The following is a 13,126-nucleotide window of genomic DNA, read 5'->3' as shown; positions in this document are numbered from 1 at the left end:
GGGGTTTGAACTGTTGGTTTAGTCCCCTAAATGGTGGGTTTACGTGGTGTTTTGCCCTGTTAAATCGCTTATCGAAAAGGTTATTACGTCCCTATCTGGGTTTAAATGGTTCGGATGTAAAATTTTCGTAAAAATTGTTAATCCGCCCCTTTTCCCCGGTATTCCGGGGCATTTTTTTATTCAGCACTTTTTTAGCTTGCGTACAGGCTGTTCTAAGGGGTGAAAGTACCCAATGTGGGTTTGGTGGAAGTGTTACAGGCTATATAAGATAAAGTAACTATGCTCCTAGTGACAGTCATCACGAAGCAGTGCACTGGGACAGCATGACACACATGCCTTAACACCGACATCTACACAAGGAGGGGAACCGTCCCATGTTTAGGTACATCCTCCAGCGATCGCTGACGTACCTCGTCATGGTCTTTATTACGACCACGATGGGTTACTTTGCTGCGGTTACTGCTCTGAAGCCTGCCCTCTTGGAGCAGGAAAAGGTTCCGAAGCCTAGCCCCGAGCAGGTGAACCGTAACTTCGCGTCCCTGGGTCTTGATCCCGAAATGAACCCCTGGGATCGCTACGTTCAGTGGCTGACCAATGTGGTCACCAAGTTCGATTGGGGCCGTAGCCCCAACGGCGCGTACATTAACCAGGAATTTGGCCAGCGCGTGTGGGTTTCTACCCGCCTGCTGCTGGTGGCTACCATTCTCTCGATTGTGATTGGTATTGCCCTGGGTGTGTACTCGGCTGCTCGCCAGTACAAGTTCTCTGACCGTGTTATCACCGGTTACTCCTACCTGGTCTACATCATCCCCGCCCCCGTTGCGTACTTCGTGGTGCAGCAGGGCGCGACCACTATCAACAACATCGCCGTTGCTAATGGTGGAGAGAAGATCTTCTTTGTGACCGGTATTTCGACTCCGGGTCTGACCGGATTCTGGGAAATCACCATCGATATGGCGGCGCACTACATCGTGCCGACCTTCTGTATGACCATCTTCGGTTGGGCTGGTTACCAGATTGCACAGCGTCAGTACCTGCTCGATAACGTGAACGCTGACTTCGTGCGTACCGCTCGTGCTAAGGGCCTGACCCGCAACCAGGCGATTACTCGCCACGCACTGCGCGTCTCCTTCATCCCCGTGGCACAGTCCATCGCGTACCAGATTCCGCTGATTTTTGCGGGTGCATTCTTCGCCGAGACCGTCTTTGCATGGCCCGGTATCGGTAAGTGGTCGATTGACTCCATTTCCTCGCAGGACGTGAACGCTGCGACCGTGACCCTCGCGTACGGTTCTGCACTGTTTGCTGTCGGTGCGATCATCGCTGATATCGCTACCACCATCGTCGACCCCCGAGTGAGGATCTCATGAGCCAGGTAACTGCAACTTCCTCCGTACCGGTGGTACAGGAGAACGGTGACTTCAAGGTCATCAACAAGAGCGTTATTATTCTGCGCCGCTTCCTGCGTAACAAGGCTGCAGTCTTCGGCCTGTCCGTGTTCATCGGCATGGGTCTGTTCGGCCTGTTCGGTAAGTATCTGACCAAGTACAAGCCCAACGACATTGACTACATGGCGCTGGGTGAAGGCCCCTCGGCCGAGCACTGGTTCGGTACCACCATTGCGGGTAACGATGTGTTCGCCATGATGGTTGAGGCCGTCTGGACCTCTCTCGAAATTGGTGTGATCGTTGGTTTGGTCACCGTGTTCATCTCCGCAGTCTACGGCTGTGTGATGGCGTACTTTGGCGGCTGGATCGACAAGATCATGCTGTTCATCCTCGAGACCCTGATTATGGTTCCTTCGCTGCTGATTCTGGCAATTCTGATTAACGGTCAGGTTGGTAAGCAGATTCAGAAGAGCGTCCCCACCTGGATCCTGCTCTCTGCAGTGCTGATTACCTTCGGCTGGATGGGTAGCGCCCGTGTTATTCGTGCAATGGCGCAGTCCCTCATCAACCGCGACTTCGTGAAGGCTGCACGCTACATGGGTGTGCACCCCTTCAAGATTGTGATGCGCCACCTGGTTCCGAACATCGGCTCCCTGCTGGTTCTGAACTTCACCAGCGGCATCATGAGCGCTGTGCTCTCTGAGGTTGCCTACTCCTTCATCGGCATCGGTATTAAGTACCCCAACTACTCGCTGGGCTCGCTGATTTCGGATGCTTCGCAGCAGATTAACACCCTGCCGCACATGTTCTGGTTCCCGGTTCTGTTCTTCTTCCTGCTGGTTGGTCCGCTGGCCCTCATGAACGACGGTCTGCGTGACGCATTCGACCCGACCTCCATGTCTGTCGGTAAGATCAAGAAGTCCAAGAAGAACGAGAAGGCAGAGGCACCCGCTGCCGCTGCAAAGGAGGCGAAGAACTAATGAGTACCTCTCCCGTTCTGAGCGTTAAGGACCTCAACGTCCGCTTCAACACTGAGAATGGCATCGTGCATGCTGTTCGCGGTGTGAACTTTGACCTGTACCCCGGTAAGACCCTGGGTATTGTGGGTGAGTCCGGTTCCGGTAAGTCCGTTGCCTCCATGGCGATTATGGGTCTGCACCCGACTACTGCTGACATCACCGGTTCGGTCAAGTACAACGGCACTGAGCTGCTGGGCTTGAGCGATAAGGAAATGTGCGCATACCGCGGCAAGGAGATCTCCATGATCTTCCAGGATCCGCTGTCCTCCCTGACCCCCGTGTACACCATTGGTGATCAGATTGCTGAGGTGCTCAAGGTCCACAACAAGGGCATGAGCAAGCAGGCTATCAAGGACCGTTCCATCGAACTGATGCGTATGGTGGGTATTCCCTCGCCGGCTGACCGCCTGCGTTCCTTCCCGCACGAGTTCTCCGGTGGTATGCGTCAGCGCATCATGATCGCTATGGCGATTGCGAATGACCCCCGCGTGCTCATCGCTGATGAGCCCACCACCGCACTGGATGTGACCATTCAGGCGCAGGTGCTGGAGGTTATGCAGAAGGCTCAGGAAGAGACCGGCGCTGCGACCATTATGATTACCCACGACCTTGGTGTTGTGGCTGGTATGGCTGACGACATTCTGGTGATGTACGCCGGTAAGCCGGTGGAGATTGCGAAGGCAGAGGACCTGTACAAGCATCCCTCCCACCCGTATACCATCGGTCTGCTGGGTGCGGTCCCGCGTGTGGACCGTTCCGAGAAGGTCTCCCTGGTTCCGATTGAGGGTACCCCTCCGAACCTGATCAACCCGGTGACCGCGTGCTCCTTCCGCCCGCGTTGCCCCATCGCTAAGAGCGGTGGCCAGTGCTGCCAGGACTCCAACGGCGAGCCCGATCTGCAGCTGCTGGAAGGCGTTGGCGAGGGTCACTACTCCTCCTGCACCATCTCTCAGGAGCTGGTCGGTAAGACCGCTGACGAGCTGTACCCGGTTCCGGAACCCCCGGTATCGAAGTACGACGGTATCCCGCGTGAGGAGCGTGCCCCCGTCCTGGAGGTCCGCAACGTCAAGAAGCACTTCCCGCTCATGAAGGGTGCGCTGATTAAGCGCCGCGTGGGCACTGTGAAGGCTGTGAACGGCCTGTCTTTCGACATTCGCGAGGGCGAGTGCTTCTCCATCGTGGGTGAGTCTGGTTGTGGTAAGACCACCACCCTGCTGGAAATCATGGAGTTCAACAAGAACACCGACGGTGAGATTCTGATTAACGGAACCTCCACCAAGGACGGCAAGTCCGCAGGTGAGATTCTTGAGCTGCGTAAGAACCAGCAGATGGTGTTCCAGGACCCCACCGGTGCTCTGGATCCGCGCTTCACCGTTTACGAGGTGCTTGCTGAGCCCCTGGAAAACCAGGGCATGAACAAGGCAGACATCAAGAAGCGCGTTATCGAACTGATGCACATTGTGGGTCTGCAGCCTGACCACGTGAACCGCTTCCCGAACCAGTTCTCTGGCGGTCAGCGTCAGCGTATCGGTATTGCTCGTGCGCTTGCTGTGAACCCCAAGCTCGTGGTTCTGGATGAGCCGGTGTCCGCACTGGACGTGTCCGTCCAGGCTGGCGTGATCAACCTGCTGGAAGAGCTGCGTGCAAACCTGGGCCTGAGCTACCTGATGGTTGCTCACGACCTCGCGGTGATTCGCCACGCATCCGACCGCGTTGCAGTGATGTACCTGGGTCGTATTGTTGAGATTGGTGACGTCGACCAGGTGTTCGACAACCCGATTCACCCGTACACCCGTGCACTGCTCTCGGCGATTCCGGTTCCGGATCCCGAGGTTGAGGCTAAGCGCCACCGCATCATGCTTGAGGGCGATCTACCCACTCCGGTGAACGCGCCTAAGGGCTGTGGCTTCTCGAGCCGTTGCCCGGTCTTCAAGCTGCTGCCTGAAGACAAGAAGCGTCGTTGCCTGGAGGAGATGCCGGAACTGACCCACGTTGAGGGTGAGGATCACGGTTATGCTTGCTACTACCCTGAGGCTGAGGCCGCTACGGTGTAGCTCTAGAGTCGGCTGAATAAGTCGCATGTGTGCCGAGGGGCGAATATTCGTTGAATATTCGCCCCTCGGGTTTTTTATGCCCGGTATTGGTGGGCTGTACGTTGTTCGAGATTGTCACCTAGTGAGACGGTGCGAGCCGCAAAATGTGGCGCTAGGCACTGAAACCACCAAGAAAACAGGAAAAACTGCACTGACTAGGCGTAACCTTTCTCACCATTCAAGATATGAATATTTATGGAAGAGCTTTCCTGCTGGCTGTAAGCCATAATTAAGCCTGTGGGTGCGCCGCTAGGGGCGTACCTCAAGGAACACATTCATAGACCGGCACTAATTCATCGCTCACCGCACCCTATTGCGGCGCATGAGCAGGGAATCCTTGACGCTTTCCTGCGGGATTATTGAGGGTCAAACGTATAAGAGGACACTCTCATGGAGAAGAATTTCATCCTGAACCGTCGTACCGTTCTCGGTGGCGCTGCAGCACTGGGTACCGTGGGCGTACTGGCTGCGTGCGGCTCGTCCAAGGACTCCAAGGCGACCACCAAGGGCGCAACCGCAGGTACCGATTCCAAGGAACTGTACGACATCGCTGAGACCGCTGTTTCGGACCTGAAGCAGGGCGGTACCCTGCGCCTGTCTGTGACTGCACTGGGTCCGGGCTTCAACCTCTTCGGCACCGGTGTTACCTCCTACACCCAGGCTGCTCTGAGCCCCATGTACTACAGCGGCATCTGGCAGGCAGACCCCAAGGGTAAGCGCACCCTGTCTACCGATTTTGCAAAGAGCTTCGAAATCGCTGAGGAAAACGGTCTGCCCGTTGTCTCCATTGAGCTGAACCCCCAGGCTAAGTTCAACGACGGTACCCCCATCGATTGCAAGGCGCTGCAGGCTACCTGGAACATCCTCAAGAGCGTCGATGGCGACTACAAGATTGAGACCAGCGGTATCTACAGCAGCGTTGGCTCCGTTGAGCGCGACGGTGATGACTTCAAGGTCAAGGTCACTTTCGCAAAGCCCTACTACCCCCTGAACATCCTCTTCGGTGAAATTCTGCACCCGGCTCTGCTGGATAAGAACCTCTTCAACGAAGGCTTCGTGGACAACCCGCACCCCGAATACGCTGCTGGTCCGTTCACCGTAGCTGAGGGCGGCTGGAACTCCTCCGAGAAGACCCTGACCCTGACCCGCAATGACAAGTGGTGGGGCGAGAAGCCTGTTCTGGAGCGCATTGTCTTCCGCCAGATGGATGCTGCTGCTGAGCGCGCAGCATTCAAGAACGATGAAATCGACGCTGCTCCCGCTACCGCTGCTGCAAGCTACAAGGAGCTGAAGGAAATTGCTAACACCGAGATGCGTCGCGGTGTTCGCCTCTTCTCCGGCGGCATGGTCATGAACCCCGCCCGCATGCAGGACGTTGCTCTGCGCCGCGCTGTGGTCGCTGGCATGAACCGTGAGGCAATTGCCAAGGTTCGTTTCCAGGGTCTGGATTACGAAGAGAAGCAGCCCGGTTCGATGATTCACATGCCCTTCTCCGAGTACTACCAGGATGTCTACCCGACCCCGAACAACGATGCAGCTGCTGCATCGAAGATTCTGGAAGAGGCAGGCTACACCAAGAACGGCGAGTTCTACGAGAAGGACGGCAAACAGGCTGCCTTCAAGTACTCCGTCTTCGGCGAGGACCCCACCTCCAAGGCTGTTGCTCAGACCGTTGTTCAGCAGCTCAAGGCTGTCGGCATTAATGTTGAGCTCGAATCCCGTGCTGCAAGCGAATTCGGTAAGGCAATGCAGGCTAAGGACTACGACGCAACTGCATCGGGCTACGCTCTGAGCGACCCGGATGCTACCCAGGCTACCCAGCAGTTCTACCTGCGTGAGAAGCCCGAGGACGCTGGCACCGACGAAATCAATGAGATGATCGAGAAGATGAAGCTCATTGCTGACGACAAGGAACGCAACCTGGCATGTAACGAGATTGAGAAGAAGCACCTCTCTGAGATTGCTGTGCTGGTTCCGCTCTTCAATGGTCCCGAGTACAAGTTCGTCAAGAAGGGTCTGCGCAACTACGGCGTTTCCCTCTACCAGGGCAATGGTATTCACTGGGAGAAGGTCGGTTGGGCTAAGTAAGTCCTCTTCCCTTCACCTACTAGGTGAATAGCCTGGAGCTATTGAAAGTGTCCACCCGGATCATCCGGGTGGACACTTTTTGTATTTCTGGAGGGGGGGCTTTGGGTGCTTTTGTATACCGATGTAGGGGAGCGGTGGTATAGCTATCCGGCAAAATCTGAAAAATTCGCACAAAAACAGCGTATACATAGTATGAATATTCAAAAAACACGATAAATATTAAGAAATATTGTGAAAATGCTTGGTTTTTGTTCCGGAGGCGCGCTACAGTGGAGTCATACAAAGTTATGCAGTGCTCTGCATAAATAATCATTACTTTGGGGATACGGGATACACCCGCCCGCACAAGACAGAAGGAAACCACTCCCATGACCGCCAACACCGCATACACCGCGAGTAGCCACGAAGCGACCAAGAACAGCTTCAGCCGCCGCGCCCTCATTGGCGGCACCGCGGCTCTGGGAGCTGTAGGTCTGCTCAGCGCCTGCGGCAACGGCAGCGCAAGCTCTGAAAAGACCAAAGCAGCCGGCGCCGGTGCCAATATCGAAGACCTCTACAACATCAACGCTCAGGATGTAAACAGCCTGAAGAAGGGCGGCACCCTGCGCCTGCCCGCCGGATCCATCGGCCCGAACTTCAACTACTACACCCAGAGCGGTAACACCACCGATAACGTCAACGTTATGAGCACCATCAGCCAGGCTGGCCTGTGGAACCTCGACTTTGACGGTACCTACAAGCTGAACACCAACTTCGGTGTCTCCTTCGAGCACAGCAAGAAGGACGACAAGATTCAGGTTGCCGTCAAGCTCAACCCCAAGGCTGTCTTCAACGATGGCACCCCCATCACCTACAAGGCTCTTCAGTCTACCTGGAACATCTTCAAGAGCCTGGATAATGGCTACAACATTGTCACCAGCGGCATCTACGAATTCGTTGAATCTGTAGAAAAGGGCGACGATGACTACAGTGCAATCGTCACTTTCTCCAAGCCCTACTACCCGCTACAGAGCCTCTTCTCCGAGATTCTGCACCCCGCCCTGGAAGATGTCGAGCTCTTCAATAATGGCTTTGTGGATGCGCCTCACCCCGAGTACTGGGCTGGCCCCTTTACTCTGGCGGATAAGGGTTGGGACTCCACCGCAAAGACCTTCAGTGTCGTGCCCAACGACAAGTGGTGGGGTGCCAAGCCCCTGCTGGACAAGATCGTCTTTACCCAGATGGAGTCCAGCGCTGCACGTGCCGCGTTCAAGAATGATGAAATCGACGCTATCGGTGCAAGCACCTCCTCCACCTATGCCGAGGTGAAGAACATTGCCGGTACCGAATTGCGTAAGGGTACCCGCCTCTACGCTGGCGGTCTGGATATCAATCCCCGCCGCGTGAAGGATGCTGCCCTGCGTAAGGCAATCTTCGTTGGCACCAACCGTGAAGCACTCGCAAAGATTCAGTTCCAGGGTCTGCCCTACGAGGAGACTATCCCCGGTTCGATGATTCACATGCCCTTCTCGCCCTACTATCAGGATTCTTACCCGACCCCGAATAATAATGTTTCGGAGGCGCAGAAGATTCTGGAGGCCGCCGGCTACACCAAGAATGGCGACTACTACGAGAAGGATGGTACGAAGGCTGGCTGCGCTGTGGTGGTCTTCGGTGACGATCCGACCAACAAGGGTAAGGCTCAGACCTTCACTCAGCAGATGAAGGATGTCGGCATTGAAATCCGGATCGATCAGCACGCCGATAGTGAGTTCGCCACCATTTTGGGTAACTGGGACTACGATATTTCCTTCAGTGGTTATTCTGTCTCTACGCCGGATGCAACCGCGGGTACCAAGCAGTTCTACTACTCCGAGAACAACGAAGGTATCGGCAGCAAGGAAATTGACGCCCTGATTGATGCCATGACTCTCATGGAAGATGACAAGGAACGTAACCTTGCCTGCAACGAGATTGAGAAGAAGCACATGGCGGAGTTCGCCTTCCTGGGCACCATTACGAACGGTCCTGACTTTGTGATGGTCAAGAAGACTCTGGCTAACTACGGTCCGCGCCTGTACAAGTCGATGGACTGGACTGCTGTGGGCTGGATGAACTCCTAAAAGACGCCTGTTGTGTGAGCGGGTCGAATGCGTATGTGCGCGTTCGGCCCGCTTTGCTGTGCCCGTTAGCTATTTTGGGAAGCGGGGTTGTGAGAAGCGGGGTTGTGGGAGGCGGGGGAGGGACGCTGCGCGACGGGATGTGGGGGATGTCGATATGTATTTAGGCCCGATGCCTTAGGTTCTGTCGTAATAATTAAGAAATATTTATCGTGTTGCGCACTTGTAGTGATGTGTGTGGTGTACACTACTAAAAATATTAAATGTGGCTTAGAACATAGCTTTAGGTCACATTATTTTGCATGGCTTGACCTGCCCGCCCATCACCGCAGATGGCAGGTGCTCCTGTAGACGGAAACCCCGCCTCCAGAGCATGCGAGCCACCCACTCTACACTGCAAACACTGCATCAGCGCAGTCCACACCCACAAGGAGCCCATCATGAGCCCTCACCCCATCCCCTCCCTCTCCGGATTCAACCCGATCATGAGCCGCCGCGTACTGTTCGGCGGCGCAACCGCCGTCGCTGCTGCCGGCGTACTGAGCGCTTGTGGCTCCTCATCCTCCAAGACCGAGCACAAGGCAAGCGAAACCCCGTTCTATGAAATCAACGAGCAGGACCCCTCGAAGCTCAAGCAGGGCGGTACCCTAAACCTGAGCACCTACTCCCTTGGCCCGGACTTCAACCGTTTCTCCCAGAACGGCTCCAGCGTCTCCGTCTCCGAAACTATGGGCATTATCGCCGGTGCCGGCATCTGGCGCAGCACCTACAAGGGCGAAGATGAGCTCGACCCCAACTACTGCCTCGGCTTCGAAGCTAAGGAAGTAGACGGCAAGATCACCGCCGAAGTACGCCTGAACCCTAAGGGAGTCTTCAATGACGGCACCCCCATCGACATCGACGCCCTCAAGGCAACCTGGCAGATTCAGCGTGACCCCGAGGGCGCGTACAAGATTGCCGCTGCAGGTATCTACGAGTTCATCGAAAGCGTTGAAGCTATCGACGGCGACCGCTACCACGCACGCGTTGTCTTCAAGACCGCACACAACCCCGTCAAGGGTCTGCTCTTCGGCGGAATCCTGCACCCGGCAATGCTTGACATAAACCTCTTCAATGAAGGTTTCGTGGACAACCCCCACCCCGAGCTCGGTTGCGGCCCCTTCACCCTGGCACCCAACGGCTGGAACTCCTCCGAGAAGACCTTCACTGCTGTGCCCAACGACAAGTGGTGGGGTGACAAGCCCAAGCTGGACCGCATCGTCGTGCGTGAAATGGCAGACCCTGCAGCTCGCGCCGCATACAAGAACGGCGAGCTGGACGCAGTGGAAGCACGTACCCTCAGTGCCTACAACGAGATGAAGGATGTTGCGAATTCCGAGATTCGCCGCGGTCGCCGCCTCTTCGCCGGCGGCATGAACCTGAACGCAGAGCACATTACCGATGCTGCCGTGCGTAAGGCAATCTTCCTGGGTATCGACCGTGGTGCTCTGGCAAAGATTCGCTTCCAGGGTCTGCCCTACGAAGAAGAAGTTCCCGGCTCGATGCTGCTGTTGAGCTCCTCCCAGTACTACCGTGACAACTACCCGGCACGTAACCCGGAGGAAGCGCGCAAGGTCCTGGAGAAGGCAGGCTACACCAAGTCTGGCGACTTCTACGCGAAGGACGGCAAGACCATCACCCTGAAGCTGACCACCTTCGGTGATGACGCCACCACCAAGGGCCAGGCACAGACCTTCATTCAGAGCATGAAGGAAATCGGCATTAACTTCGAGCTCGACTCGCGTGCGCAGTCCGAATTCTCGAAGGTTGTTGGTAACCGAGAGTACGACGTGAGCATTTCGGGCTTCGGTGTGACCTCCGAGCCGACCAGCGCTGCCGAGTACTTCTACCACTCCAAGAACTGGAACGGCGTCGGCACCCCCGAAATTGACGCTATGATCGACGAGATGGTCACCATCCTCGACGACGCTAAGCGCGCCGAGAAGTGCAACGAAATTGAGAAGAAGCACATGAGCGAGGTCTGTCTCTTCATTCCCTTCCTCAATGGCCCGGACTTCAAGGCATGCCGCCCGAAGCTCGCCAACTACGGTGCGTTCCTCTTCAAGAGCTACGACTGGTCTTCGGTTGGCTGGATGGCATAAGCCGCAGTTTTAAGTTCCCCGCCCCTATACGTTTTCGCAGTGTCGTATGGGGGTGGGGAACTTTTTTCTTTTAGAGACAGCAGTGTGCCTTAGCTGCCCGTCAGCGTGCTTTTAACCTGTAACGATTCTCAAAGCATCGGATGTGACGCGCTCGCACGCCAATGCGACATAATATTTCATTTTTTAGTTTTCACACGCAGCTTCCGCGTGATGATGCGGGTTTAGGTGCTGAACCTGTGATTTTTAGACGGTGTATAGTTCTTCCAGAGTCTGGACTGTGGTCTGCATCGCTTCTTTTGGGGGTATACTGTGTTTCAATCACGAAAAATGTGGGGGCTCTCACAAGGGTTGTCGGCAGGGGCTTCGTTGCCACTGGATAAGTTGGTGCACAACACCGTGCGCCACGCGATACGCACCCAAGCCCTCCGGTATGAGGAGAACACATGACTCATCTACGTATTAACCGCCGTACCCTGCTGACCGGCACCGTTGCCCTGGGTACCGTCGGCCTGCTTGCTGCCTGCGGCGGCGGCTCGGACAAGAAGATTAGCGGCAAGGCCGCATCAAGCACCGAGGAAATCGTCAAGAACCTCGAAATTAACAAGCAGGACCGCTCCTCCCTCAAGCAGGGTGGCGAGTTCCGTGCTAGTGTCTCCGCAATCGGCCCGAACTTCAACATTCTGACCCAGAGCGGCTACACCACCGAGAATCTCACCGCTTTCGGTGGCGCCTGCAACATCCCCTCCGCTATCGGCTTCACCTCCCTGAGCCCCGCTGGCGAATACAGCCTCAATGGCGACTACGTCAGCGACTACAAGGCTGAGACTGTTGACGGCGTTCAGACCATTACCTTCAAGCTCAACTCTAAGGCTGTCTTCAATGACGGCACCCCGGTTGACATTGAGGCAATCCGCGCCGCGTGGACCGTCTACCGCAGCCCCGATGATGGCTATAACGTTATCGCCGCTCCCTTCTGGCAGCAGGTAGCATCCATTGACCCCGTGGATGGCGACAAGACTCGCGTCAAGATCGTGATGACCAAGCCGATCTACCCCGCGGAGACCCTCGGCCTGCTCGGTGTGCACCCCGCACTGACCGACAAGGAGCTCTTCAACAACGGCTTCGTGAACAAGCCTATGGATCAGTACTGGTCCGGCCCCTTCAAGATCGGCGAGTGGAACTCTTCGGCTAAGACCCTCACCCTCGTGCCCAACGACAAGTGGTGGGGCGAGAAGCCGCTGCTGGACCGCATCATCTGGCGCGAAATGGGCGACGAAGCAGAGCGTGCAGCGTTCAAGAATGGCGAGCTGGACAGCATCGGCTTTGCTGGCCTGGCAACCTACAACGCTGTCAAGGGTCAGCCCGGTGTTCAGATTCGCTCCGGCCAGAGCGTTGGCGTGATTAACCTGCAGTTCAACCCGACCCGCGTGACCGACACCGCCCTGCGCCGTGCAGTCTTCGCCGCGGTTGACCGCTCCCAGCTGGCTAAGGTCAAGTTCGGCCAGATCAACTGGGAAGAGCCCCTGACCGGCTCCCTGATTGCTATGCCCTTCCAGAAGGGCTACCAGGACGCTATGCCCTCTAACCCCGGCGCCGAGGCTGCTGCAAAGATCCTGGAAGCAGCGGGCTACTCCAAGTCCGGCGACTACTACGCCAAGGACGGCAAGACTGCAGGCTTCTCCATCACCTACTTCGGTTCGGATGCAACCTCCCTGGCTCAGTTCCAGAACCTCGAGCAGCAGCTCAAGGCAGCAGGTATTAAGCTCGAGCAGGACAACCAGCCGCAGTCCCAGTTCAACTCCGTGATGGGCTCCAAGCAGTACGACTGCGCCTTCTCCGGTTGGGGCATTGGTGCTGACCCCGCCGACAGTGTTCAGTACTTCTACACCAGCGAAATCAACGAGGGTGTGGGCGATCCTGAACTGGATAAGTACATTGCGTCCATTTACGAGAAGGAATCCCACGAGGAGCAGCTGAAGATGGCTGCTGAGGCTGAGAAGCAGCACATGGAGAAGGTCGCTATTTACTTCCCCTACGCTAACGGCCCCAGCTACGTAGCTGTGAAGGAGAAGCTGGCTAACTACGGTCCTTCCCTCTTCGCAACCAGCTACACCGACCCCAAGCGCTGGGTCAATGTGGGTTGGCAGAACTAAAGCCACAGGTTAATTTTCTGGATTCCCATTCGGTAGTTTCTGAATTTTCGGAGGCGCCGGTATAAGGCTCCGGAAGGGTAAAGTCCCGCGGTATTCCGCCTCAGAGGCGGGGTGCCGTGGGACTTTTCTGTGTTTTTGGTGGATG

At 56.2% G+C, this 13,126-nt stretch carries 7 protein-coding genes; all 7 read left to right on the top strand.

Annotated features, from left to right (window positions below):
- Positions 1-374 precede the first annotated feature (374 nt).
- The 7 genes from ACP3RB_RS07270 to ACP3RB_RS07240 all read left to right on the top strand — a co-directional run bounded on the left by ACP3RB_RS07270 (position 375) and on the right by ACP3RB_RS07240 (position 12,981).
- On the top strand, positions 375-1,370 hold the full coding sequence (locus ACP3RB_RS07270; protein WP_070629231.1) for an ABC transporter permease: 996 nt from the start codon (positions 375-377) through the stop codon (positions 1,368-1,370).
- On the top strand, positions 1,367-2,368 hold the full coding sequence (locus tag ACP3RB_RS07265; protein WP_424827106.1) for an ABC transporter permease: 1,002 nt from the start codon (positions 1,367-1,369) through the stop codon (positions 2,366-2,368). The genes ACP3RB_RS07270 and ACP3RB_RS07265 overlap by 4 nt, the downstream gene beginning before the upstream one ends.
- A complete protein-coding gene (locus tag ACP3RB_RS07260) occupies positions 2,368-4,461 on the top strand; it encodes an ABC transporter ATP-binding protein (RefSeq protein WP_303979609.1) in 2,094 nt (697 codons plus the stop codon). The genes ACP3RB_RS07265 and ACP3RB_RS07260 overlap by 1 nt, the downstream gene beginning before the upstream one ends.
- A gap of 429 nt (positions 4,462-4,890) precedes the next feature.
- Positions 4,891-6,588, top strand: coding sequence for an ABC transporter family substrate-binding protein (locus tag ACP3RB_RS07255; protein ID WP_426698917.1), 1,698 nt, complete (start codon positions 4,891-4,893; stop codon positions 6,586-6,588).
- Positions 6,589-6,956: 368 nt separating this feature from the next.
- Entirely contained in the window at positions 6,957-8,690 is a 1,734-nt protein-coding gene (locus ACP3RB_RS07250) for an ABC transporter family substrate-binding protein (protein WP_426698916.1), read from the top strand.
- A gap of 437 nt (positions 8,691-9,127) precedes the next feature.
- Positions 9,128-10,828 carry an ABC transporter family substrate-binding protein gene (locus tag ACP3RB_RS07245; protein WP_426698915.1) on the top strand — a complete coding sequence of 567 codons (1,701 nt, stop codon included), beginning with the start codon at positions 9,128-9,130 and terminating at the stop codon, positions 10,826-10,828.
- Between the two features lie 443 nt (positions 10,829-11,271).
- A complete protein-coding gene (locus ACP3RB_RS07240) occupies positions 11,272-12,981 on the top strand; it encodes an ABC transporter family substrate-binding protein (protein WP_315428266.1) in 1,710 nt (569 codons plus the stop codon).
- Positions 12,982-13,126: the final 145 nt, after the last annotated feature.

It is taken from the genome of Rothia mucilaginosa, from assembly GCF_049990865.1.
In the GTDB taxonomy this organism is placed as follows: Bacteria; Actinomycetota; Actinomycetes; order Actinomycetales; family Micrococcaceae; genus Rothia; species Rothia mucilaginosa_I.
The sequence above is the reverse complement of the archived record's forward strand: the minus strand, read 5'-3'. Positions and strand labels throughout refer to the sequence as shown.